The sequence below is a fragment of the Morganella sp. BCCO 40_0007 genome, assembly GCF_032989665.1.
Classification (GTDB): domain Bacteria; phylum Pseudomonadota; class Gammaproteobacteria; order Enterobacterales; family Enterobacteriaceae; genus Morganella; species Morganella sibonii.
This window is the reverse complement of sequence record NZ_JAVBIN010000011.1, coordinates 46,147-70,110: the sequence shown is the minus strand read 5'-3', so window position 1 is coordinate 70,110 and position 23,964 is coordinate 46,147. Positions and strand designations below refer to the sequence as shown.

The 23,964-nt window shown below is 45.5% G+C and carries 28 protein-coding genes and 1 tRNA gene; 17 read left to right on the top strand and 12 right to left on the bottom strand.

What is annotated here, in order from left to right; genetic code table 11:
* Positions 1-294 precede the first annotated feature (294 nt).
* Complete coding sequence (locus R5268_RS14225; protein WP_317419697.1) at positions 295-1,014, top strand: phosphatase PAP2 family protein; 720 nt, start codon at positions 295-297, stop codon at positions 1,012-1,014.
* A 327-nt stretch (positions 1,015-1,341) separates the two neighbouring features.
* Positions 1,342-1,896, top strand: a complete 555-nt coding sequence (mepS, locus tag R5268_RS14220; RefSeq protein WP_107678733.1) for a bifunctional murein DD-endopeptidase/murein LD-carboxypeptidase — start codon at positions 1,342-1,344, stop codon at positions 1,894-1,896.
* Between the two features lie 113 nt (positions 1,897-2,009).
* Here the strand turns inward: mepS and R5268_RS14215 are convergent, their stop codons facing one another.
* From R5268_RS14215 to rsuA, 3 genes are all read right to left on the bottom strand, one after another.
* Positions 2,010-2,354, bottom strand: a complete 345-nt coding sequence (locus R5268_RS14215; RefSeq protein WP_046894901.1) for a hypothetical protein — start codon at positions 2,352-2,354, stop codon at positions 2,010-2,012.
* A gap of 512 nt (positions 2,355-2,866) precedes the next feature.
* Positions 2,867-4,051 (bottom strand): Bcr/CflA family multidrug efflux MFS transporter, encoded by a 1,185-nt coding sequence (locus R5268_RS14210; protein WP_317419698.1) that lies wholly within the window; start codon positions 4,049-4,051, stop codon positions 2,867-2,869.
* 36 nt (positions 4,052-4,087) lie between these two features.
* On the bottom strand, positions 4,088-4,783 hold the full coding sequence (gene rsuA, locus R5268_RS14205) for a 16S rRNA pseudouridine(516) synthase RsuA (RefSeq protein WP_317419699.1): 696 nt from the start codon (positions 4,781-4,783) through the stop codon (positions 4,088-4,090).
* 233 nt (positions 4,784-5,016) lie between these two features.
* Between rsuA and R5268_RS14200 the strand changes: the two genes are divergently transcribed.
* Both R5268_RS14200 and rplY read left to right on the top strand, forming a co-directional pair.
* Entirely contained in the window at positions 5,017-6,777 is a 1,761-nt protein-coding gene (locus R5268_RS14200) for a DEAD/DEAH box helicase (protein WP_317419700.1), read from the top strand.
* 172 nt (positions 6,778-6,949) lie between these two features.
* Positions 6,950-7,231 (top strand): 50S ribosomal protein L25, encoded by a 282-nt coding sequence (gene rplY / locus R5268_RS14195; protein WP_046894897.1) that lies wholly within the window; start codon positions 6,950-6,952, stop codon positions 7,229-7,231.
* Positions 7,232-7,309: 78 nt separating this feature from the next.
* Here rplY and yejK read toward each other — a convergent pair whose 3' ends face one another.
* Entirely contained in the window at positions 7,310-8,314 is a 1,005-nt protein-coding gene (yejK, locus tag R5268_RS14190; RefSeq protein WP_025152633.1) for a nucleoid-associated protein YejK, read from the bottom strand.
* Between the two features lie 232 nt (positions 8,315-8,546).
* Here yejK and R5268_RS14185 point away from each other — a divergent pair, with 232 nt between their 5' ends.
* From R5268_RS14185 to R5268_RS14170, 4 genes are all read left to right on the top strand, one after another.
* Positions 8,547-8,774 carry a YejL family protein gene (locus R5268_RS14185; RefSeq protein ID WP_046894895.1) on the top strand — a complete coding sequence of 76 codons (228 nt, stop codon included), beginning with the start codon at positions 8,547-8,549 and terminating at the stop codon, positions 8,772-8,774.
* 27 nt (positions 8,775-8,801) lie between these two features.
* Positions 8,802-10,571: an LPS biosynthesis-modulating metalloenzyme YejM gene (yejM, locus tag R5268_RS14180; RefSeq protein ID WP_317419701.1), complete on the top strand. Its 1,770-nt coding sequence runs from the start codon at positions 8,802-8,804 to the stop codon at positions 10,569-10,571.
* A 75-nt stretch (positions 10,572-10,646) separates the two neighbouring features.
* Positions 10,647-10,723 (top strand) — tRNA-Pro (locus R5268_RS14175).
* Between the two features lie 346 nt (positions 10,724-11,069).
* Positions 11,070-11,684: a pyridoxamine 5'-phosphate oxidase family protein gene (locus R5268_RS14170; RefSeq protein WP_317419702.1), complete on the top strand. Its 615-nt coding sequence runs from the start codon at positions 11,070-11,072 to the stop codon at positions 11,682-11,684.
* A gap of 279 nt (positions 11,685-11,963) precedes the next feature.
* Here R5268_RS14170 and R5268_RS14165 read toward each other — a convergent pair whose 3' ends face one another.
* Both R5268_RS14165 and R5268_RS14160 read right to left on the bottom strand, forming a co-directional pair.
* Positions 11,964-12,428 (bottom strand): OB-fold putative lipoprotein, encoded by a 465-nt coding sequence (locus R5268_RS14165; protein WP_218454291.1) that lies wholly within the window; start codon positions 12,426-12,428, stop codon positions 11,964-11,966.
* Positions 12,429-12,891: 463 nt separating this feature from the next.
* Positions 12,892-13,368, bottom strand: coding sequence for a cold-shock protein (locus R5268_RS14160; RefSeq protein ID WP_182108004.1), 477 nt, complete (start codon positions 13,366-13,368; stop codon positions 12,892-12,894).
* Positions 13,369-13,556: 188 nt separating this feature from the next.
* On the opposite strand from R5268_RS14160, the gene R5268_RS14155 reads away from it, so the two are divergent.
* Positions 13,557-13,922: a hypothetical protein gene (locus tag R5268_RS14155; protein ID WP_218454292.1), complete on the top strand. Its 366-nt coding sequence runs from the start codon at positions 13,557-13,559 to the stop codon at positions 13,920-13,922.
* On the opposite strand, the gene R5268_RS14150 is transcribed toward R5268_RS14155, so the two are convergent.
* Both R5268_RS14150 and R5268_RS14145 read right to left on the bottom strand, forming a co-directional pair.
* On the bottom strand, positions 13,897-14,328 hold the full coding sequence (locus R5268_RS14150) for a hypothetical protein (protein WP_107678791.1): 432 nt from the start codon (positions 14,326-14,328) through the stop codon (positions 13,897-13,899). The two genes, R5268_RS14155 and R5268_RS14150, sit on opposite strands and share 26 nt — an antisense overlap.
* A 14-nt stretch (positions 14,329-14,342) precedes the next feature.
* The gene (locus tag R5268_RS14145; RefSeq protein WP_230061010.1) at positions 14,343-15,095 is read right to left on the bottom strand and encodes a TSUP family transporter; all 753 of its coding nucleotides are present in this window, start codon (positions 15,093-15,095) and stop codon (positions 14,343-14,345) included.
* 125 nt (positions 15,096-15,220) lie between these two features.
* Between R5268_RS14145 and R5268_RS14140 the strand changes: the two genes are divergently transcribed.
* The 6 genes from R5268_RS14140 (at position 15,221) to R5268_RS14115 (ending at position 18,985) form a co-directional block, all read left to right on the top strand.
* On the top strand, positions 15,221-15,898 hold the full coding sequence (locus tag R5268_RS14140; RefSeq protein WP_166708189.1) for a DUF1345 domain-containing protein: 678 nt from the start codon (positions 15,221-15,223) through the stop codon (positions 15,896-15,898).
* A 12-nt stretch (positions 15,899-15,910) separates the two neighbouring features.
* Complete coding sequence (locus R5268_RS14135) at positions 15,911-16,462, top strand: DedA family protein (RefSeq protein WP_317419703.1); 552 nt, start codon at positions 15,911-15,913, stop codon at positions 16,460-16,462.
* Between the two features lie 475 nt (positions 16,463-16,937).
* The gene (locus R5268_RS14130; RefSeq protein WP_317419704.1) at positions 16,938-17,252 is read left to right on the top strand and encodes a hypothetical protein; all 315 of its coding nucleotides are present in this window, start codon (positions 16,938-16,940) and stop codon (positions 17,250-17,252) included.
* A 33-nt stretch (positions 17,253-17,285) separates the two neighbouring features.
* Positions 17,286-18,272 carry a ribosome-inactivating family protein gene (locus R5268_RS14125; protein WP_317419705.1) on the top strand — a complete coding sequence of 329 codons (987 nt, stop codon included), beginning with the start codon at positions 17,286-17,288 and terminating at the stop codon, positions 18,270-18,272.
* 28 nt (positions 18,273-18,300) lie between these two features.
* Positions 18,301-18,645 carry a hypothetical protein gene (locus tag R5268_RS14120; RefSeq protein WP_218454297.1) on the top strand — a complete coding sequence of 115 codons (345 nt, stop codon included), beginning with the start codon at positions 18,301-18,303 and terminating at the stop codon, positions 18,643-18,645.
* 25 nt (positions 18,646-18,670) lie between these two features.
* Positions 18,671-18,985 (top strand): hypothetical protein, encoded by a 315-nt coding sequence (locus tag R5268_RS14115; protein ID WP_317419706.1) that lies wholly within the window; start codon positions 18,671-18,673, stop codon positions 18,983-18,985.
* Between the two features lie 25 nt (positions 18,986-19,010).
* Here the strand turns inward: R5268_RS14115 and R5268_RS14110 are convergent, their stop codons facing one another.
* The 3 genes from R5268_RS14110 to R5268_RS14100 form a co-directional block, all read right to left on the bottom strand.
* Complete coding sequence (locus tag R5268_RS14110; RefSeq protein ID WP_317419707.1) at positions 19,011-19,745, bottom strand: class I SAM-dependent methyltransferase; 735 nt, start codon at positions 19,743-19,745, stop codon at positions 19,011-19,013.
* 127 nt (positions 19,746-19,872) lie between these two features.
* Positions 19,873-20,085 (bottom strand): RNA chaperone/antiterminator CspA, encoded by a 213-nt coding sequence (gene cspA / locus R5268_RS14105; RefSeq protein WP_046894884.1) that lies wholly within the window; start codon positions 20,083-20,085, stop codon positions 19,873-19,875.
* A gap of 252 nt (positions 20,086-20,337) precedes the next feature.
* Positions 20,338-21,180 (bottom strand): nickel/cobalt efflux transporter, encoded by an 843-nt coding sequence (locus tag R5268_RS14100; protein ID WP_317419708.1) that lies wholly within the window; start codon positions 21,178-21,180, stop codon positions 20,338-20,340.
* Between the two features lie 142 nt (positions 21,181-21,322).
* Between R5268_RS14100 and rcnR the strand changes: the two genes are divergently transcribed.
* Positions 21,323-21,595: a Ni(II)/Co(II)-binding transcriptional repressor RcnR gene (rcnR, locus tag R5268_RS14095; protein ID WP_004238006.1), complete on the top strand. Its 273-nt coding sequence runs from the start codon at positions 21,323-21,325 to the stop codon at positions 21,593-21,595.
* Positions 21,596-21,652: 57 nt separating this feature from the next.
* Here rcnR and R5268_RS14090 read toward each other — a convergent pair whose 3' ends face one another.
* Positions 21,653-22,309: a hypothetical protein gene (locus R5268_RS14090; protein WP_317419709.1), complete on the bottom strand. Its 657-nt coding sequence runs from the start codon at positions 22,307-22,309 to the stop codon at positions 21,653-21,655.
* A 407-nt stretch (positions 22,310-22,716) separates the two neighbouring features.
* Between R5268_RS14090 and ydeE the strand changes: the two genes are divergently transcribed.
* Entirely contained in the window at positions 22,717-23,898 is a 1,182-nt protein-coding gene (gene ydeE, locus R5268_RS14085; protein ID WP_218454301.1) for an efflux MFS transporter YdeE, read from the top strand.
* The last annotated feature ends 66 nt before the right edge of the window (positions 23,899-23,964 follow it).

Below are 23,964 nucleotides of genomic sequence, written 5' to 3'. Positions count from 1 at the left end.
CTTATTCTTTATCGACAATAGGTCACTAATCTTTACTGAGATATAACAAACAGCCGTGTTTTTAGCATGATGACAGAATTATATACTGTAATTTCTTATATCATGATAATAATATGACTTTATTAACTATTCCACCCTCGTCTGCCATGATTATAGACATTAACTAACAAATAACAACTTTTACATAAAAGCAACATTATCCATTTCCCTTTTTATGTATAAACTCATCCCCGTGTTTCTGGCAGACTGAAGCGAAACTTTTGCTAAACTATTTAATTATCTTCAGGTTTTGTTATGGCAGTGCAGCGCTTCACACGTCCGTTTTTTGTCAGCCTCTGCGGGATTATGCTGTTTCTTTCCTGGTACCTGCCGGTGGATCACGGTTTGTGGGCAACACCCGACCATACTGTCTTCCGTTTTTTTAATACCCCGCTTGCCGGCAATCATTCTCTGGCCGTATTTATTGCCGTTATTAATAACCGTGCATTTGATCTGGCTGCGCTTCTGCTGATGGGACTGATCTATTACACCGCTTTCCGTAAACAGGACAGCGCCGGTAAACGCAGGCTGGTGATGGCGGGGATTGTGATGGTGGTAAGTGCAGTGCTGATTAACCAGGCCGGGCAGGCAATTCCTTTTAACCGTTACAGCCCGACTCTGATGCTCGATTCGGTTCACCGCGTCAGTGATATCACCGGAATCTTTACAAAAGATGCATCAAAAAGCAGTTTTCCGGGTGATCACGGTCTGATGCTGATGATTTTCGCCGCGTTTGTCTGGCGTTATGCCGGATTCCGTTATTTTTCTGCCGCTGTTTTACTGGTAATTATTTTCTCCCTGCCGCGGATAATGGCAGGTGCACACTGGTTCAGCGATATTATGGCCGGTTCGCTGTCACTGACATTAATTACGCTTCCCTGGATTTTACTGACACCTCTGGGTGATCGGTGTGTAAATTTTCTGGTACGCCGCATGCCCCGGTTATCCGATATTACAAAGAAAATTTCACATTAGTGAAACATTCCGGACATCCTAATCAGATTACCTTACTGACAAGTTTAAGGTTTTGTAAATAACCGTTTTTTTCCCTCGCCATTTCCGGCCCCTTTATGTAGTATCAATTCGTCCAATTATTAGGAATTGATTAATTTTGCCAGTAATTAGATCGTTACGTATGGTTGATTAATCCCTTTTCATAAATTGTTCATTGATATTAAACGTGCCGTTCCGCACGTTTTTAGAATAAACATATTGTGCACCCGCGTGGATTTAATTAGTGTAAGTATGTTTTGTTTTTAAAGTGACATTCGTCACATAAGGAATGCAAGGGAAAACTCACACATGGTCACATCTCAACCGATTCTGAGATATATCACCCGGATTGTTCCGGCATTGATTATCGCGGCGACATTGTCAGCATGCAGTACATCTCCAAATTCAGCCCGTCAAGTTCAATCTGAAACCCGTACAAACAATTTTATTTTGCAAGCGTCTCAGGATGAATTCGAACAGTTAGTCAACAATGTCGATGTTAAATCAAAACTGATGTCTCAGTATGCCAGCTGGAAAGGTGTGGCTTACCGTCTCGGCGGCACAACCCGTTCAGGTATCGACTGCTCCGCATTTGTCCGCCAGACTTTCCTCGACCAGTTCGGTATGGAACTGCCGCGTTCAACAGCAGAACAACAGTCTGTCGGCACCAGCGTAAAACGAGCAAAACTGCAGGCCGGTGACCTGGTATTATTTAAAACCGGAAAACGTCAGCGCCATGTCGGTATTTATGTCGGTAATGATAAATTTGTCCATGCATCCACATCAAACGGTGTTATCGTTTCCAACATGACAGATAAATACTGGAATAACCGTTACTACGACGGACGCCGTTTAATTAAATAATACATTCACTCCCTTGCAGTGTATTATTTAAAAAGAAAAAGCTTCCTTTTCAGGAAGCTTTTTTTGTATCTGCATTTTACCGGAGCCGGCTGTCAGACCGGCGGTGTTACACATCAGAAAGGGTAACGGGCAGAAATATTCTCTGCAATGGCTGCCCCTGCGGTTTTCAGGGCACACATTGCCGTGCTCTCATCATCACTGTGTAAAAACAGGCACGGCTCCCCTTCCCAGGTCAGGATCAGACTGTCAATCTGCAATCCTTCCAGATGCGACCGGATGGCGCACAGGGCATCATATGTTGAATGGTGGCCGTGACTCAGTAATTTTAAACCGGTCAGGCTGTCTTCCCTGCTCTGCAAAGGTTCCGGTAACGCCTCTAACCGGCGGCCGTCATCATGACCGGAAAGCCGGTAATGCTGTGGCAGGCGGGAAACAACTGAAAGCGCATTACTATTCACACTATTATCCTGTCATACTGTGCCGGTGAATCATCTTCAATAAAATTTCCGACCCAATCCCTCGAAATTAACGAACATTCACTGTTCACGGATGATGAAAGACCGGCGACTTACTCCCGATCCGGCATAAACGTATTCAGTACTTTTCTGCCGGTTGTTAACAACATCAATCCAATTGCCTCTATTTGTATACTGTTTTGTTAATTTTCTCAACTGATTTATTTTATATCATATAGCTGAAGTTGAATGAATAAGGATATCATTCCATGTATTCATCACTCGAACACCTTTAAATATGATTAAATATCAGTTAATTATACAATTAACGAAAAATAGCGGCGTGTTCAGCATGGTTGTCCGTCATGAAACAAAATTCACATTAATGTAACTTTTCATGATTCAGATCAACCAAATGATGACTGAGTAGTTGTCCGGGGTAATCATTCGACTATTACTGATATTACAGAAATGACCGGTCCGGCAAATTCCGGACCGGCAGAAGAGAAAGGAAATCAGGCAAAACGCCGTGCGTACAATACCAGTGATGCAGCAACCAGAATACAAAGCGCCATCGCACCGACCATCGGCCAGACGGTTGTCATCTCAAACGACGCCACCACAGCACCTACTCCCGCACCGATACCAAACCGCAGTACTCCCGCCAGCGATGAGGCGGTCCCTGCCATATGCGGATAATCATCCAGAATCACTGCCATCGCATTGGATGTGATCATGGCAATATTCCCCACATAGCAGGCCACGCCAATCATGATGGCAACAAAACCAAAGTCTGCTGATGCGGCCAGTAACAACCAGCATCCGGCCAGCAGCTGTACCACCAGCCCGGTACGCAGCATATTCAGCGCACCAAAGCGGCGGACATAGCGGCTGTTGATGGTGGTCATAATAAAGAGGAAAACGATATTCAGTGCAAAGCAGTAGCCGAATTCCAGCTCTGTCAGCCCGTAGAGCTGAATGTAAACGAATGACCCGGCTGATAAAAAGGAGAACATCCCGGCAAATGAAAAACCGGATGCCACCATATAACACAGCACACGCTTCTGGCGGAACAAGGTCACAAACTGACCGAGCATGATCCGCAGACGGAACGGCTGACGACGCTCTTTCGGCAGGGTTTCGCGGATAAAGAACAACACCAGCAGTGCGGCGATCAGCGCGGCAATCATAATTGTCCAGAAAATCGCGTGCCAGCTGAACCAGAGCATCATCATGCCGCCCATGATCGGTGCCAGCAGCGGTGCCACGGTCATCACCAGCACCACAAACGACATACTGCGGGAAAACTCATCTTTGGTGAACATATCCCGCATCAGGGCGTTGATTACCACACTTGCTGCGGCGGCGGCAAAGCCGTGCAGCCCGCGCATGCCGATAAACGTACCGATATCCTGCGACATCGCACAGCCTGCCGAGGCCAGAGCAAAAATCAGGGTTCCCCCGAGGATCACCGGCTTGCGGCCGAGCGCATCCGCCATCGGGCCGTACACCAGCTGCCCGGCGGCAAAGCCTATCAGATAACTGTTGAGGGTCATCTGGACGTCGCCCTCAGTGACACCAAAGTCACGGGCGATGGTCGGCATGCTTGGCAGATACATATCGATAGCCAGCGGCATCAGCATCGATAACAGACCCAGGATAAAAATCAGGCCGAAATAGGCCGAACGTTGCACTTGCACGCCTGTTACTCCGTATTCAATTCAGTAAAAAGGTGTTCAGAGAACCGACTGAATCTCTTCGTCAGTCAGCGGACGGTATTCTCCCGGCGCCAGGCTGTCATCCAGCACAATGCCGCCGATACGCTCGCGGTGCAGTTCGTCCACATGATTACCGGCAGCAGCAAACATACGTTTGACCTGATGGTAACGTCCTTCGGAAATCGTCAGCCGCACATCCAGAGGCGTGATAATCTCAAGTTTTGCCGGTTTGGTCGGATGCTGCTCACCGTTCAGCATCACTCCCTGTTCAAACAGGGCTGCGGTCGTGTCCGCCACCGGCTCCGCCAGCGTGACACGATAGGTTTTCTCACAGTGATGTTTCGGCGAGGTAATACGGTGCGACCACTGACCGTCATCGGTCATCAGCACAAGTCCGGTGGTATCGATATCCAGCCGTCCGGCGGCATGCAGTTTATGGGCAACCGGTTCATCGATAAAATAGAGAATGGTCGGGTTAACCGGATCATCCGTTGAGCAGACATAGCCCTGCGGCTTATTCAGCATAAAATAGCGCGGCCCGGTGACGTGTGTCATCACATTGCCGTCATACGCCACTTCATTTTCCGCGCTGACTTTCAGTGCGCCGTTTTTCACGACATCACCATCCACAGTCACCATTCCCGCACGCAGCTCTCTGGCCACGAGGTTCCGGCTGATACCCATCTGATGGGCAAGAAATTTATCTAATCGCATGAATGTCTCTTAAACCTGACGTGCCCGCAGCGGACTGCCGGCAGATAAGCAGATAAAATGAAAGAAGTTGGTTCGATAATAACCACAGTAATCATTATAACAACAAACCATCAACATCACAGTGCCTTTCTGACGGCGGTTCCGCTGTTTATCCTCCGCCATGCAGTCAATTGTCGCGCCCAAAGTGTGATATGCTGGCACCCTGTTTTTTTGTCTGTTCCGCCGGAGTTCCTGTGACATTTACCCTGCGACCTTATCAGCAGGAGGCTGTCGATGCCACCCTGCTCTATTTCCGCAAACACACCACACCCGCAGTGATTGTCCTGCCCACCGGAGCGGGAAAAAGCCTGGTGATCGCCGAACTGGCCCGGCTGGCACACGGCCGTGTATTGGTACTGGCGCATGTCAAAGAGCTGGTGGAGCAGAATCACAGTAAATATCAGGCTTACGGGTTAGATGCGGGTATCTATTCAGCCGGATTATCACAGAAAGAATCCTCACAGAAAGTCATCTTCGGCAGCGTGCAGTCTGTCGCCCGTAATACCGCCGATTTTGACGGCAAATTTTCCCTGCTGATTATTGATGAGTGCCACCGGATCAGCCTCAGCGAAGACAGCCAGTATCAGCAGGTAATACAGCATCTGCAAAAGAATAACCCTGCTCTGCGCATTCTCGGCCTGACCGCCACCCCGTACCGCCTGGGCAGCGGCTGGATCTATCAGTATCACTATCATGGCATGATCCGCGGCGATCATACCTGCTTCTTCCGCGATTGTATCTATGAACTGCCGCTGCGCTATATGGTCAGCCATCAGTATCTCGTTCCGCCGCAACGGCTGGACATGCCGGTGCTGCAATATGATTTTTCACAGGTACCGGTCAGTGCTGCCGGCATGTTTGACTCGCAGATGCTGGCGCGGGAAGTGAAAAAACAAAAGCGCATCACACCGCGTATTGTCCGCCAGATTATTGAGTATGCCGCACCCCGTCAGGGCTGCATGATATTCGCCGCCACCGTGGAGCACGCGGCAGAAATTGTATCACTGCTCCCGCCCGGCGAAGCGGCGCTGGTCAGCGCGGATACCCCGTCCGCAGATCGGGAAACGATTATCCGCGATTTCAAAGCACGGAAACTGCATTATCTGGTCAACGTTTCCGTTCTCACCACCGGATTTGATGCCCCGCATGTGGATGTGATTGCCATTTTGCGCCCGACCGAATCTGTCAGCCTTTACCAGCAAATCGCCGGACGCGGACTGCGCCTCTCCCCGGGAAAAACGGAGTGTCTGATCCTCGATTACGCCGGAAACCCGCATGACCTCTACATGCCGGAAGTCGGTAATCATAAACCAAACAGCAAAAGCCAGCCGGTGCAGGTATTTTGCCCGTTATGCGGTTTTGCCAACCTGTTCTGGGGATTATGTACCGATGACGGCCATATCATCGAACACTACGGCCGCCGCTGTCAGGGAATTATTGATGCGGATGATGAATCCGCCCGGCATCAGTGTGATTTCCGTTTCCGTTTTAAACTCTGCCCGTCCTGTAACGAAGAAAATGATATTGCCGCACGGCGCTGCTGTCACTGCGATGAAGTCCTCAGTGATCCGGATGACATGCTGAAAGCCGCACTGCGTCTGAAAGATGCGCTGGTACTGCGCTGTGGCGGTATGGCACTCTCAGCCGGTCAGGATAACCGCGGTGAATGGCTGACCATCAATTATTACGATGAGGACGGCACCACCGTCAGTGAGCGTTTCCGGCTGACCACACCGGCACAACGTTTTGTCTTCGAGAAACAGTTTCTGGCACAGCATCTGCGCGCACCCGGTGTGCCCTTTCAGTGGCAGGATGCAGAATCGGTGATCCGTCAGCAGGCATTGCTGCGTTACCCGGATTTCATTGTTTCACGCAAAAAAGAGAACTTCTGGCAGATCCGGGAAAAAATCTTTGATTATCAGGGGCGATTTCGTAAATCCGACAGTCTGGCATAACCCTGAGTGCTGCTTTTTGGGTTTTATACCGGGTTTCGTTTGCCGTTTGTCCGCATTTTCGGTAAAATGCACGCCGCTTCACCGGGGGTAACCCTGCCGGAGCCAAATACCGACTTTGCTGCTGGGTCGCCTGTAGCAGAGATTTTTTTTACTCTTGTTAAAGAGAAAAGCTATGTTAACTATCAATGCTGAATTACGTAAAGAGCAGGGTAAGGGTGCGAGCCGCCGCCTGCGCCGCGCAAACAAGTTCCCTGCTATCGTTTATGGTGGCAACCAGGAACCTGTTTCCATCGAACTGGATCACGACATCCTGATCAACCAGGAAGCTAAACCAGAATTTTACGAAGTTCTGAACCTGGTTATCGATGGTAAAGAAACCAAAGTGAAAGTACAGGCTGTACAGCGTCATCCGTTCAAGCCAAAACTGACACACATCGATTTCCTGCGCGCTTAATTACGCCACCTATCGAGCTTTAATCGGGACGCCGAGTAAATAACGCCGCTTTTGCGGCGTTATTTATTTCTGCCCTTACTACCCTTTATTACCACGGCGCTGTAACTGATCCCGCAGATTCGGCGGAGTTCCTTTAATGGTCAGGGTATCCGTAGCCGCATCCCAGAAAATCCGCTCACCCAGCAACATCGCATCAAAATTAATGGTCAGCCCGCCGCCACTGCCGGCAAATTTTGTCAGCTGACGCAATGTACTGCGATCAGCCGGGAAAGAATCCTCCAGTCCGTACTCTTTTTCCTGTGTAAACTGCGCAAAACTCTGCTCACCCAGCGGCGGCAGTTCTGCGGACAGTTCGGTCAGCTGAATCTCTTCACCGCTTTGCAACTGCTCTGTGCAGTAATCAAACACCTGTTTGCGGTAAGACTGACGCTCCTGTTTATCCGCCTGTGCTTCCTCACAGTAATCATCCAGTGCCTGTAACAATCCTTTGTTCTGGATTTTGGCATTAAAGCCCTCAGCGGCACCGAGAAAGTCCATAAAGAAATCGGACACTTTACGCCCGACACGACCTTTCAGGAATGTCAGGTAACGGCTGGACTCCGGATTGGTTTCCCATTCGGTCAGATCAATGCGGGCAATAATATCCGCATGCGGGATATCCAGATAATGGGTACTGTTGAGCTCCAGGCTCTCATTCACCAGCATACTCTGGCAGTTGTCGAGTACCGCCACCAGCAGATATTCCACCGCCAGATAACGGTAGTGAGCAAATAACACCACGCCGCCCTGGGCAAACGGGTATTTTGCCAGCTCATCCTTCAGGCGTACGGTTGCCGCACGGGTAAAGGCATGAAACTCTTCCTCTCCCTGCCGCTGCAGACGCAATGCCGCTGACAGTTCGCTCTCTTCATTAAATACACCGTACGCTTTGCTTTTCGCGCTGTAGACCCGGTGCAGTTCAGCCATCATTTCCTCAACAATGGCGGTTTTTTCCAGTGGTGTGTCCCGCAGTACCACTTCCAGTGTCTGTTCATCGCGTTTAATCAGCTGATGTAACGCAATCTGAATGATATCCAGACTCATCTTTAACTCCTTCGGCCTCGTTTGCGCGTATTCAAACATCGTTGCAATCTGTGCGCAAGTCACATTCACAGGAGAATGTGACAAGACAGGATAATCCGCAGCGCGCATACTGAAATTGACCGGTTACCTGCGTAACCGGACCCATAATTGAAATAATTTTCCGCAAAAAGCAGAAATACGGCCGCTCATCAGTTATGATATAGAGCTTTGTACAATCAGGATATCTACGTTTATGCCGCAATCATCCCGCTACAGTGATGAACACGTTGAAAAGTTACTGGCTGAGCTGGTCAGTGTGCTGGAAAAAAACCGGACACCGACCGACCTTTCTCTTATGGTGTTAGGAAATATGGTGACCAATCTCATCAATACCAGTGTTGCGCCGTCACAACGCGCGAATATTGCTGAATCCTTCGCCCGCGCCCTGCAATCTTCCGTCAGTGAAGATAAAGCGCACTGACCGCATTCCGGCTGACGACGAAACTCTATGGTAACGTATCGTCCGAAATACGGTGACAAAGTCTCCCAGATGATAAGCTGGGGGCACTGGTTCACCCTGTTTAATATTCTGCTGAGTCTCGCACTCAGCAGCCGTTACCTGTTTATTTCTGACTGGCCGGACACCCTGATTGGCCGTATTTACGCCATCACCAGCTGGCTGGGACATTTTAGTTTCCTGGCCTTCGCCCTGTATCTGCTGATTGTGTTCCCGCTCACGTTTGTGGTGATGTCACAACGGCTGCTGCGCTTTTTATCCGCTGCGCTCGGTACAGCCGGGCTGACACTGCTGCTGTTTGATATCGGCATTTATGAACAGTTCCGCCTGCATTTAAACCCGGTTGTCTGGGATCTTGTCGTCAACCCGGAACAGGGGGAAATGGCACGGCGCTGGCAGTTTATCTTTATTGCGATCCCGGTCATTTTCCTGATCGAGATGTTGTTCGGTACCTGGAGCTGGCAGAAACTGCGCAGCCTCAACCGGCAAAAATTCGGTAAACCCGTTGCTGTGGTCTTTATCACCGCCTTTATTACATCCCATATTATGTATATCTGGGCGGATGCTAATTTCTATCGTCCGGTCACCATGCAGCGCTATAACCTGCCGGTGTCTTATCCGATGACGGCACGTAAATTCCTGGAGCGTCACGGCCTGCTCGACAGTACCAGTTATGAACAGCAACTGTTGCTGCACGGCGACCCGACCGCGCAGGGTGTTGAATACCCGATCAACAAACTGACCTATGCAGACAGCGGCAGCGGCTACAATTTACTGCTTATCACCCTCACCTCGCTGAGCCGGGAAGATATTGATAAGGCAATGCCGAATCTGAACCGGTTTGCACAGGAAAGCACGCAATTCACACAGCACTACAGCAGTGAAATCAATCCGGAACGGGCACAATTCGGGCTCTATTACGGCATTTCCGGTACCTATTATGACGGCATCCTGAACGGACGTATCCCGTCTGCACTGATGTCTGCACTGAGTGCGCAGAATTATCAGACCGGATTCTTCTCAACGGAAAACTTTGCCTCCCCGCTCTTCCGCTATGCTCTGCTGGCGGATTACAGCCTGCCGCCGCTGCGTGACGGGCAGGACAACCGCGGGACAGCCACCGCCTCTGCGGATGTGGCAGAACGCTGGTCACTCTGGCTGAAACAGACCCGTAAAGATCAGCCGTGGTTTGCGCTGATTAACCTCAGCACCCCGTTACCGGACGGTCATTCCGCCCCGGATATGACAAATATTGATAACACGCTGGACGCACTGATTCAGGATATCCGTTTACGCGGCGAGTGGGATAAAACCGTTATCGTCATCACCGCCGGTACCGGTGACAGCGTGGAAAAACTGCAGGATAACTGGGTTACTGACGGCAAATTTAACCGTGACCAGCTGCGTGTTCCGCTGATCGTCCACTGGCCGGATACACCGCCACAAACCATCAGCAAACTGACTGCACACCCGGATATTATGGCAACCCTGATGCAGCGCCTGCTGCACGTCAGTAACCCGCCGGGAGAATACACACAGGGAGATGACCTCTTCACTGCTGTACGGCGTAAGCCCTGGATATTTACCGGAGATAACAGCAATCTGGTGATTATCAAACCGGACTCAGCATCGCTGCTGACATCCCAGGGTAAATATCAGCGCTTTGGTGAGGATGATGAAAAAATCCGTAACGCCAAGCCGGATATGGCTGAATTACTTCAGGTTCTGACAGAGCAGAAGCGCTTTATCGATACCCATTAACGGCAGGATAAAAAAAGCACAACCGGACAGCTCTGTCTTGCTTTAATCAAAGAAAACAGTAGTATAGACATCATTCGGCATGTAGCGCAGCCTGGTAGCGCACCGTCATGGGGTGTCGGGGGTCGCAGGTTCAAATCCTGTCATGCCGACCAGCATTTTTATAAGAAAACCAATCTGTTAGGGTTGGTTTTTTTGTGTCTGTAATTTCTGTCGGGGTAATCCGGGGGTAACTCAGGGGTAACTCAGGGGTAACTCAGGGGTAAAACAGGCGACTAAATACCACTACTGTTTCACCCCTTCACCACCGGCAGCTGACTGAAATTTGTCGTGTATGCGGTGATAACATTTCGCGCTTCATCTTGTACCCGCCGTCGCTTCCTGGTCCGCTATGAGCGAAAAGCGGACAAGGGGAATGATCCGAATTAATGTAATCTTCATTATTTGATTAGTCAGCCGGCTTAAAGTAAACACGGTCAGCACTGAACCGGAGATAGCGGTATGACAAACAAAATCAAAAACACAGAAGAGCTTGAAGCACTTTACGGTAAACCGGCAGAAGCCTCTTTATTGAAAGAAGTGAATTATATTCACCCTCTGTACCAGCCTTATATTGAATCCTCACCATTTCTGGCAGTTGCTACCTGCGGCTCCGATGGGATGGATGTTTCCCCCCGGGGAGATGCACCGGGATTTTTAGTGATTGAAGATGAGCATACACTGTTGTTACCAGACCGGCGCGGGAATAACCGTATTGACAGTATGCGTAACCTGCTGGAAAACAATCAGATTGCATTACTACTTCTGATACCGGAAGTAAACGAAACCCTGCGTATCAACGGTACAGCGGAAATTATCATTGATTCAGAGATTCTGGCACGATTCAGTGTAAACGGTGTACTGCCACGCTCGGTACTACGTATCCATGTGGAACGGGTCTTTTTTCAGTGCGGACGCGCCCTGATCCGCTCCGGATTGTGGCAGAGTAAATATCCGGCAGAAAAGGGAAAAATTCCGCCACCGGGGCAAATTCTCAAATCCATCAGCCGTGACGAATTCGATGGTGATGCGTATGATGCAGAACTGCCGTCACGGATAGCGAAAACCCTGTACTGAATAGTACAGGGTAGGATTATTGGTAAAGTGAAAAATCAATAACTTGATTTTTCTTTATTTTAATATTTTCTCAAAAAATGCCTGCAAACGTATTATTCACCGCTATTAGTGACGTTCTGTTCAGGATTCATTTAACCCATATCAAATATATTACCTGTCACCTAGTACTACTTTATTGCAGTAATTTATTTGCCCGGCTGATTGCCGGGCTTTTTTTCCCTCTGACCTTTTCCCTTTCTTCACTCTCTGTATATGGACAGTATTAACTTACACTGCTAACTACTGAATTGTTCCGTTATCCAAGAGAATCAGGCAACCAAGTGCATCGGTGATATCCGTAATCTCACCTTTTATTTTTGCAGTTTGTCCTTTTTTAATTTTAAGAACATTCTTTTCTTCACTTGGTTTTAACGTATATGAAGCACCATCTTTATTATTAAATTTAATAGCGACCACTTTAGGCGGGGTTGGTTTATAGAGATCATATCTGACTACCTCTTCTAAACTTGTGATAGTGTTCACCTTTCCTTCGAAGATGACCCACTTCCCTCTCCATTTTTGCTTCGCTGATATTTCATTATCATCAAAGTCCTTACATACTTCTGAGTAAGTAGCTTTAGTTACTGTTGAATCCACCGACGGGGATATTTGGTTGACAGCACTATTAACTGAGCGGATAGCGTCATTTATTTTGCATCCCGATAATAATGTAATTATGGTCAGCAGCAATATTTTATTTTTCATATAAATCCCTTTATAAAATATAATCTTAACAATAAATTTACTGATTAAATAAGTCGATTCACCGATATCATTTATGAGCGTATTTTTATTTAAAAATCATATACAAACAAGATAAACAAAAAAATGGCTCCTAAAATTGTAGCGTTTCATCCGGTTATTTAAAATAAGAAAAATCCTGCCAACCCGGAAGTTGACTATTATTAAGAAGGATAGTTTTTTTGATGCACTAATATCATCATTCTTTCTTCATGTGTATCGAGCGGAAACATATAAAACTTATATAAATTTCTACCAGTACCACTCATAAGTGACGTTTACAGAATTTTATAAAAATTGATTGATGATATCTGAACACCGGGTACAAAAAAACCGCCGGAGCGGTCTGTTTGGATTTCGGCTTTAGCCGGTTTAAAAAAACCAACCTGCTGCGGTTGTTTTTTTTGTATCTGTCATCTGCAGACAATCACACCTTAAGCATCTTCACCGTTTCATCAATATCTATTTCATCTTCTGAAAAAATCAGTGTAGTTCCGTGCTGTGTGGTGATCGCCAGTTTTTTCAGTGTGCGTGTTTCAGCCGGCACGTCGGATTTTGGTTTGATACTGTTCATCAGTATCCCTACAGACAGTACCATATTATCTTTATCAATCCCGGTATTTGCTTCTTCTTCGCTGTAGACCACGAAAGATTTAATGGCTGTCAGCTTGATACGCTCTCCGGCAATGAAAATGTATTTACTTTCCGGTACCACTTTTACCGCATAGGCTGACAGCCCTTTGTTATTGGTCGTAGGCTCAAATGTCACAGCGGCATTTTTCTTAATCAGGTCAGGATTGGCGACCTTAACCACATGAAAATAACGGTTATCACCGTTTTCATCTTTGATAAACCCAAAACCCTTATCTTCAAACCACGTTGTGATTGTTCCGTTCATCGCCATTACCACCTGCTTAATCAATTATCTGCTGAGTTATTACAGCGCGCAGTATAGAACACAATGCCTGCGCAGACCACGCCTTTGGTCTGAGCTGTCATTATGATGCTTACCGGGGTATCAATGGATAAAAAAGCCGATTGTGGCAATATATTCCGTAACTGACACTGACGTTCTACTCTGCGGAGATCATTTTGCTGCGATATACCCTGCTTTTTCTTTTGATAACAATATCTGCCGCACAGGCGAAAATTGATATTACTGCGATCGGGCAGTGCAAATACAGCGGGCAGTTAACCCCCGAAGAGATTGCCGGGAATCCCGGCAACGGAGAAATACATCTTATTTACCGGACAGATACGGCCGGAAAAGCCTATACGGTAAAAATAACCAAAAACACCTGTGATGATAAATGTACCGCACGGGATGCCATACGGGTGCTGCGGAAAATAAGATGTCCGCCTGCACCACCCCGCTATAACCGCAAAATGATTATTAAATTTTACAGTGATACAGAAAAACAACCGGATAAATTTACGCCCGGCAATCTGATGGTTTGATATTTATCTGCATAACCCGGGTTCCGTCCGAAAAATAGTTATGCTGCAGCCCGGCGGGAAATGCCAGCTGCCATAACCGCATGATCGCTGAATCCTGACAATATTTTCCTGTCAGGATGCCCTGCATTTTATTTATCGCCTGCTCTTCTCTGAACAATTCCGGCGGCAATCCGGTAACCTGATAATTCAGGATAATCACGTTATTCTCACGGGTGACTTCCGTCAGAAGGGTATAAACATCAAACCGGATCGGCAGCAGCTGACTTTCATTTTTAATGATCATCGCCTGAAGTGCATCGTATTCTCCGGCCGTTTTTTTACCTGCTGCTGTATCTGCCTGTGCAGAACTGAAAAGAAAGAGAGAAAAAAATAACATCCCTGCTTTGATAATGACATTATCCATCATTGTCCTGTTCCCTGTTAAAAATACATATCAAATAACATTTTGGTACTGATCCCGGCAGAAACCAGAATAATCATCGGTTTTATCACTTTCAGTCCGGAACTCAGCACAACCCCGGCTCCCAGCCGCGCCCCGATAGCCTGTCCGGCAAACATCAGCAGTCCCAGCGACCACATCATTTTACCCCCGGCGATAAAAAAGATAACGGATGAAGTATTGGAGGCCAGGTTCAGAAAATTAGAGTGAATCTGTGCTTTATCGATCCTGTATCCTAACAGCAGCATATAACTGATGGTATAGAATGTCCCTGCACCGGCTCCTAAAAATCCGTCATAAAACCCGACACCACCGCCGCAGATAAATGAAAACAGAAAAAAGGAAACACGCTGTTTTTCTTTGGATTTAGTGATATCAGGGGCAAAAATAAAGTACAGCGTGACCCCGATAATTAATCCCGGCAGTAATTTTTTCAGAAAAGTCGGATCAATAAACTGCACAAAAATTGTTCCCGCCGCGGCACCAAAAAAAGTGGTAATAAACACCCATTTATTATTTTTCAGATCAATCCGCCCCTGACGTAAAAAATAAATTCCGGATGTTAATGAACTGCCCAATGCCTGCATCTTATTTGTTGCCAGTGCGTTAGCAGGGGGTAATCCGGAGATCAGCAGCGCCGTAATAGAAAGAAAACCACCGCCGCCGGACACCACATTGATAAATCCGGCAGCCACGGCAACAAAAAACATGACAATAAGAAATGTTATGCTCATGGAAAGACACTTTAAATTATAGGGATAATCAGTATATAAAAAGCACACATCTGAAAAAGTGATACCGCCCCTGCTGCCGGATATTTGGTATAATAACTCGTCATCATACTAAACAGGGTACTAATATGTTGCGCTACGGTATTCGCATTACTCATATTTTTCGTCATGCTTTTCACTCGCGTCCGCGTTTTATTATCTCCCTGCTGGTTGCATTTGTAACATTTTTTGCACTGTTACCCATGCAAAGTGCACTGATGTGCCTGATCCTCAGCTGGAATGCATTTTCCTGGATATATCTGTTATTTCTCTTTGAACGGATCATCAATAAAAAAGTAAAAGATATCCGTAAGCTGACCAAAATTGAGGATGAAAGTGCCCGTATGGTGATGTTTTTCCTGCTTGCCGGGTGTTGTGTCAGTTTACTGGTGCTCTTTTTTGCTCTCGGCGGACACGGTAATCTGACCGGCAATGATAAAGCCGTTCAGTATATTTTGACGGCATCCACATTAGTTTCTTCCTGGCTGTTATTACCGGCCGGATTTACCATGCACTACGCACATCTTTATTACAATAATCCGCAGCAGGATACCCCGTGGTTATTATTTCCGGACAAACCCGCTGAACCGGGCTACTCTGATTTTATGTATTTTTCATTTACGATTGCTGTCGCTTCACAAACAGCAGATGTGGAAATCGCCTCTTCACCGATGCGCCGTGCTGTGTTAATGCAATCCATTGTCTCCTTTATTTTTAATATGGCGATATTGGGATTATGCATTAATATTTCCGCCGGTTTATTTTAAACGGAACAGCTGATGGATACATTGCTGTCGCACTGGATTTCAGAATACGGCTATTGGGCAACCTTTTTCGGTACAATGATCGAAGGGGAAACCGCCGCATTTTTATCCGGCATCGCAGCACACCATCAGTTATTATCCTACCCGAAAGTGATGCTGGCTGCCGCACTGGGCGGGATTATCAGTGACAATCTTCTGTTCATGATCGGCTATTTTGCCGGAAACCGGATATTGCCCCGTATTCATAAACACGCAGACAAAATAACCCGCCTGCAACGGATTATTCACCGCCGAGAAAATCTGGTCATTATCGGAGTCCGTTTTGCTTACGGATTAAGAACGATCGGCCCCGTAATTATCGGTGCCGCAGGTATTAACCCGCTGAAATTTTTTGTGCTGAATATTTTCGGCGGGGCAATATGGGGAAGTGTTATTGTGTCTGCCGGATATTTTATCAGCGCCGCAATCCTTGCCCTGCCGTTGCATACTTACCTGGCCTGGTTCCTTATCCTCGCGGCAGTTGCCGGTCTGTTTGTACTGATAAAAAAATATAAATTAAAATTATAAAACGCTCCCAATAAATATTGTTATTTATTTTTAAAAAATCCCGGTCATACTGATAAAATATTATCAGTATTATAAACCTCATATCTTATAAATTAACGAGAGGGATTTATGTCCATAAAAAAAATATTAATATATGCATGTTTTATTTTACTACCTGTACAGTACATTTCAGCTGAAGAGTCTGACAATACTATCTGCAATGTATTTGTAACAAAAATGATGCGTGGCAATGAGCACCGGATAACACTGGAGCAGCTTGATTCTAATACGAACAAAAGGAAACCACTCGGCCCTCACCTTTCATTTACCCTTCCGCCAACTACCACAGTATTTAATTTCATTAAATTTGCTTATTTGTATAATAAACCACTATGCGTTAAATATATCTCCAGAGTCAACGATCAAATAACAACTAACACGATACTGAGTATACACGACTATTCACAATAATTTTTAAAAATCGAAAGGGATCTATATGAGAAAACTATCTTTTATTTCAATAACAATTTTTTTATTCCTGTTTTCGCAGCTAAGTTTTGCTAAGACATTCACTGACAGATGTGGTGCATATATAAAGGAAACATATGTTGATCAAAACTCTGACTATCGATTTAAATTAGTTGATAAAGGAGGAAATAATTTTGACGGAAGTCAGGATTGGAGCTTTTCAGCTACAGACCTTATTATCATTGAAATGCTTAATAGTGCACATTTATCTCAGACACCTTTATGCATAAATTACTCAACCAGTCGCTGGTTTTGGACAATATACTCTGTCAGTATGCAATGATATATTTTAACAATACCCAACAGGAATACCACCATGAAAAAAATAATGGCTATAATTATATTTTGCTTTTATTTTCATGCTTATGCAGAGCTCAACATCACGCCAATAAATGATGACTTTGATTACAGTAACAATCTTAAATATAATGAATCAATCCGAAAGCTCAGATCCGAATTGAGTGACCACAGTTCAGGATATGGCAAAAATGTTTATATATCTGAAAAAGAAAACAAACTGTACAGAATAAAAATACATTCAGATGAAAAAAAATCCACCTTCATTAGTCTGGTATATAATGCCAGAAATGCTTACCTTCTCGGATTCATTACCAATAAAAAGAAAGAAAAGAATGGAAAAGAGGAAATAGAAGAAAAATACTATCGATTTAAAGAAGATACATTAATTGATGTTAAAGATCTTACTACATACACACTTAATTTTTCAGGAAATTATTCAGACCTAGAGAAAAATTCACCAAGCAGAGAATCAATAAAAATCAATCATAATTCGTTAAAAAATGCAATAATCACACTGAATAATCATCATGAAAATAATGGTAATAATACAAACAATGAATCCGAATTAAAAAAATCATTACTTCAGTTAATTTTATTCACTTCAGAGTCCATAAGATTTCCCGCCATCATGGAATGGAACAGTAATCATCTTAAATCTGTTAATCCGGATGTCTCAATGTTTGGCACGGAATATAAAAAACTCACTAATGATTGGGGTATGATAAGCAAGGAATTTAAAAAATTATATGCCATGCCGGGAAGTGGAATCTTTAAATATTCATACCGAGCGGGTAATATGCAGAACGAACCTCAACCCTACAGAAGTGTTAACATTCATGAGCTTTGTCTTTACGCACTTTATATTCCTGATAAAAAAACACGCAGCAGTGATCATTCAATTGACGACCATAAATTTTATAGCCTTAGTATTTTAGGTGAAAAAACGTTCTTCCCTGAAAATCAATTTATGTATATTAACTATGCTTTGACATATACCCATTAAACTATCATTTATTATTGAGAAATTCAAAATGAAAATAAAAGTTTTTTTATTTTGCATATTAACTTCAATTTTTATAAATCCAGCATATTCCAATGAACGGGCAGAGGATAAAACAAAATGCAGACTGAGTATAAAAGGACACATTCAAACTGGTAGTTATTATAAAATCACCCTATTTATATATGATGAAAAAAATGATTACGAATACTTATTCGGAAAACATGCTGGTTTTTTATTACCATTAAATAGTCATTCATACAACTACATTAAAACCGCATATATCCTGAATAAAAAACTATGTGTGCAATATTATGAAAAAAATAATGAATATATTATCACCAGAATGTTTGATGATTACTTAATAAATAATTAATACTTACATGCAGGATATACAGAAAATGAAAAAAAAATTTAACAGTATCATTTTTATCTTATTTTCAGCTGTTACGTTTACTGCAAACTCTGAGGTCTTTACAGATAAATGTGGCTATTATGTTCATAGTACGGCAATAGATAATGATGGATATTATCGGTTTCAGTTGAGAGATATACATCAAAATTTATATCCCGCAAGTAATCTGTGGAGTTTTTCAGCCCGCCTTCCTCCTATTATCGAATTACTGAATATTGCTCATATTTCACAAACACCGGTTTGTATAAGCTATCGCTCTTACAAAAATTATTGGGATATTTTTCAGGTAAGTATGCAATAGCCGGAGTAAATCTGCCCGTCTGCCGTTATTCCGGCTTGCGGGCACTAAGCAGAAAGATCATCGGCCGTTCTTTTTCTTCATCCAGTGCCGGATTGGCGGCAATTTGTTCTGCTGATGGTCCCCACTCATTTATCCCGCGGATTTCAAACCCGGCGGCAATCAGCATATTTATCCAGGTGGATAATTTCCGGTGCTGTTTTTCCACCCCGTCAGCAAACCAGTTGCTGAGCCTGACGCCTTCCTGCTGATACTGATTGACCGGCCAGGCTTTATTACCGGCACTGTCAGTACACCAGTTTTGAATAACGGGAGCTGTATAAATCGGGTGTTCTGCGGAGAAAACCAGATTACCGCCAGGGACCAGAGCCTGATACAGCGCAGCAAAGAGTGCAGGGATATCGTGCACATAATGCAGCGCCAAAGAGCTGTAAATCACATCACTTTGTGTGGCAGGTAATGATAATGTCTCAAGATCAGCCCGCAGGTAGGTAATCTCCGAATCAGAGGTCATCGACGCCGCTTTGGCCAGCATTTTCTCTGACAGATCAAAACCGGTTACCCGGGCTGCTCCCTCTGCTCTTGCCCAGCGGCAGAACCACCCATACCCGCAGCCCAAGTCGATAACCGATTTTCCGGTCAGCGACGGCAGCAATTCCTGCATAGCAGCCCATTCCGGTGCACCATCCAGCCCTTCTGCGGAACGTGGCAGCGTGGCATAACCGGCAAAAAAATCCGGATCATCATAAATATTTTGAGACATAAATTACCCCTTAAATTATGAGCAAATTATATTCATATTTTTCTTATTTCCGCCACTGTCTGTTTTCCGGACATAAAAAAACCTCACCGGAGTGAGGTTTTTAAAATCTGTGCCTGAGCAGCAGTGATTACAGTGCAACCACGTTAGCCGCAGCCGGGCCTTTCATACCATTTTCGATGGTGAAAGAAACCTGCTGGCCTTCTGCCAGAGATTTGAAGTTGTCGCTCTGGATTGCAGAGAAGTGAACAAACACGTCTTTGCTGCCGTCAGCAGGAGTGATAAAGCCAAAACCTTTATCATCGTTAAACCATTTTACGGTACCAGTAATTGTTGCAGACATATTGAATTTCCTTTAATAAATTTTTGTTGCCGTAGGGCATATAAGCGGTTTGATTACGTTTTTACTTATGGGAACTATCAGAAGGAATTCGCTATGAAGTGGTATCTTGGATAACGCTTGACGGAGAACAACTTAAAATCGGACTGACATAAATAGGTCTGTACTTCCAAACCAATGCCGATATTAAGCCATATATTTTGTTATCCGGCAAGCTCTTTTTTATTTATCTCAAAATACAGCACAGCAATGATATCACTCTGCCAGCCCCATATAGCCGTGAATCCCCATGTAAAGCCCGACCAGTGCAATCAGCGCCGCTGAGAAATACGGTGCTTTTTGGGCAATATCGCTCAGCCCCTGCCAGCGGCGGCTGACCTGGCGTAAGCCCACAGCAGTCACCACACCGACGGTAACCAGTGTCAGTGCCAGCCCGATACTGAAACTGAGCACCATAGTTGCCCCCAGAGTAAAAGCTTTCAGCTGAAGACAAATCAGCAGAACCGTAATCGCCGCCGGGCACGGAATTAACCCTCCGGTCAGCCCGAACAGTAATACCTGGCTGTTTGTGGCTTTACCGCCGGTAAAACGGGTTTTGATTTCATGCGCATGCGCTCTGGCGTGTGCATCCTGATATTCATCATCATGATGGTTGTCGTGATGATGGTCATGATCGTGATGATGGTCGTGGTCGTGATGGTCGTGGTCGTGATGATGATGCGTATGATTTTCCTGCTGCATTTCCGTCAGCCAGTTTTTTTCACCGCGATATGTCCGCATAAACATCCAGAATGCGGTTGCCAGGATAATCACCGCTGATACCATCTGCAACCATGGCTCCACCACTTCCGGTGTAAAACGGGTACTGATATACATCCCGCCGAGAGCAATCAGCCAGACAATCAGCGTATGTGATAACGTCGCTGCCAGGCCGAGCATCACTGCCTGTCTGACCGTCCCTTTTACCGCAATAATAAAAGCCGCCATCATGGTTTTTGAGTGGCCCGGCTCCAGGCCGTGCAACGCGCCCAGCGCAATCGCGCCGGGAATAAAAAGCCAGGCATTACCCTGCTGTAACAGAGCGGAAAAATCAGTCATGACGTGTATTCCCTGTTTTCATAATGAAGAAAGCATAACCGCAGTATACTCCCCCCCAGTATAATTACACTACCTCTTTGTACCAAGGAGATGCTACTATTTTGCCAGTCACTTTCTTTTCACCTTATTTCACGGGGTTGCCATGTCACATACCATCAGGGACAGACAGAAACTTCAGAACCGCGCCAGTAAAATTCAGGGGCAAGTCAACTCACTGAAAAAAATGCTTGATGAACCACACGAGTGCTCCGCCGTACTGCAACAAATTGCGGCTATCCGGGGTGCGGTAAACGGGTTAATGCGGGAAGTAATTAAAGGCCATCTGATTGAACACGTGGTCCATGAGGAAGATGAGGAAAAGCGTCAGGGTGACCTGGATATTGTCCTGAAGGTGCTGGATTCTTATATTAAGTAATACGGGAAAATAACGGTGATGTGTAACAGTCATCACCGCCGGCAAATTAACCATCATTTAATAGTTAAATTCTTTTATCACTTTTTTCCCTGCATCAAAAATAACCCTCAGATTTATATCCTGATACTGCCCGTTATGACTGTATTTTTTAATTTTCAGCAAACAGATAAGCGGGTCTTTTTCATTTTTTTCTGTGGTTAATTTAGTTTTTTCACCATCTTTAATAGTTGTTTTTATAATATAATCAGGAATATAACGTTTTTTGTCTGCCATGGCACGAGCTGCCGGAAGCGAATATTTTACCTTTTCTGAACTATCCGGATTCAGCCTGCTCTTCAGTGACGGGATCATCTGTATATTCAGTACTGAACTGCCGCTGCGGACTATCCTGGTCGTACCGTTACGTGTCAGAAAAGCGGCCTGCCCGTCCGGTTCAGTCACAACACCACTGACCAGAAGGAGATCCAGCGGGGCAAATAATGCTGATCCCTGCGGTAACACATACATCGCCTGATAATGTCCTCTGATATCATAAAGATGATAAGTTTGATTCATCCCGTACAAATAACCGATACACAGCCCGGCAGATATATCAATCACCGGTTTTACACCTTCCGGTAAATCAGCTTCCGCCGGTATTGCAAAAAATTCCCCGTCGCTGAGCGGAGAGTTAAAATCGCTGTATTGACCGGATATTTCATCAAAACCCCGCATTGATATCCCCTTGTTAAAATATTGACTCCTGACTCAATGCCGGAAACAAAACAAATTTTTTTCTGCCTTAAATAAAGACAACAACACTATCTGCCGGTACCCGGTGACACATTTTTAATGTTTTTTCCGGTATAAAAATACCGCTGTCATCCGCAGAAAATAATAGCGTATAAAAAACCCGGGTATTACTAACCAGGACTATTCTTTATAAAGCGGAGACAGAAGATAAAAAAACTGACAGAACTTCGCGGACAGTTTAACGCCGGTCAATATGGTTTCAGACGGGTTGCGAAAAAGACCGGTGCACACTGTGCTGCCACGACCTGAAGGCACTGTACAGCGCCGGATTTGCATGATATTGATTACGTGAATATTACAATTAAAATAAAAACACTGAGAATGTCACCATGCAAGCCGCCACCCGTTCCACTATTGCTCTGCTCGCTTCCTCATTTTTAATTACTATCGGACGGGGTGCCACTATCCCGTTTATGGCGATTTATCTCAGCCGTCAGTATGGCATGGCGGTAGATCAGGTGGGGGTTGCGCTGACGGTTGCCCTGACAACCGGAGTACTGTTCAGCCTTGGCTTTGGCATTATTGCCGATAAATTTGATAAAAAGCGTTATATGCTGATGGCAATTGTGGTTTATATCGCCGGTTTTATTGCCATTCCGCTGACACACAATATCGCACTGGTCGTCGTCTTCTTTTCACTGATTAACTGCGCTTATTCTGTATTTGCCACAGTGCTGAAAGCCTATTTCGCCGATACACTGCCGCCCGCACGTAAAACCAAAGTTTTTTCCCTGAACTATACCTTCGTCAATATGGGCTGGACTGTCGGCCCGCCAATCGGTACCGGACTGCTGATGTACAGCGCCGATCTGCCGTTCTGGCTGGCAGCCTGTACCGCCTCATTTCCGATATTCTTTATTCAGCGCTTTGTCCGCAGTGTGCCGCCTTCCGCCTCCGGCAGCAACAGCACTGCCTGGCAGCCTTCTGTGATGCTGCATGATAAAGCGCTGCTCTGGTTCACGCTGTCTGCCTTTATGGGCTCACTGGTGTTCGGTTCGTTTTCCGCCTGTATTTCCCAGTATGTTCTGACAGTGGCTGATTCCACGCTGGCTGAAAAGGTGATCGGTGTGGTTCTGCCGGTCAATGCTGCCGTTGTGGTTTCACTGCAATACATGGTCGGCCGCCGGATCAGCACGGAAAACCTGCAAAAACTGATGACACTCGGTACTCTCTTTTTTATGGGCGGACTCGCCGGATTTATGATGTCAGGCAGTAATCTTGTCTTCTGGGGATTAGCTGCTTTTGTCTTTACCCTCGGCGAACTGATTTATGCGCCGGGAGAATATATGCTGATCGACAACATTGCTCCCGACGGCATGAAATCCAGTTACTTTTCCGCACAATCCCTCGGCTGGCTCGGCGGTGCCTTTAACCCGCTGCTCACCGGCGGTGTACTGACACACTTTCCGCCAAACACCCTGTGGCTGCTGCTGATCGGGGTTTCGGCCTGCGCCTGGTTATGCATGATGCGGGGTCTGCGGATCAGCAGAAACAGATTCATTCACAACTGAATAGTTGATTCACTTATCATTAATTAATAATACTTCATATTCCGATACGGTAATTTCCTGCTGCTG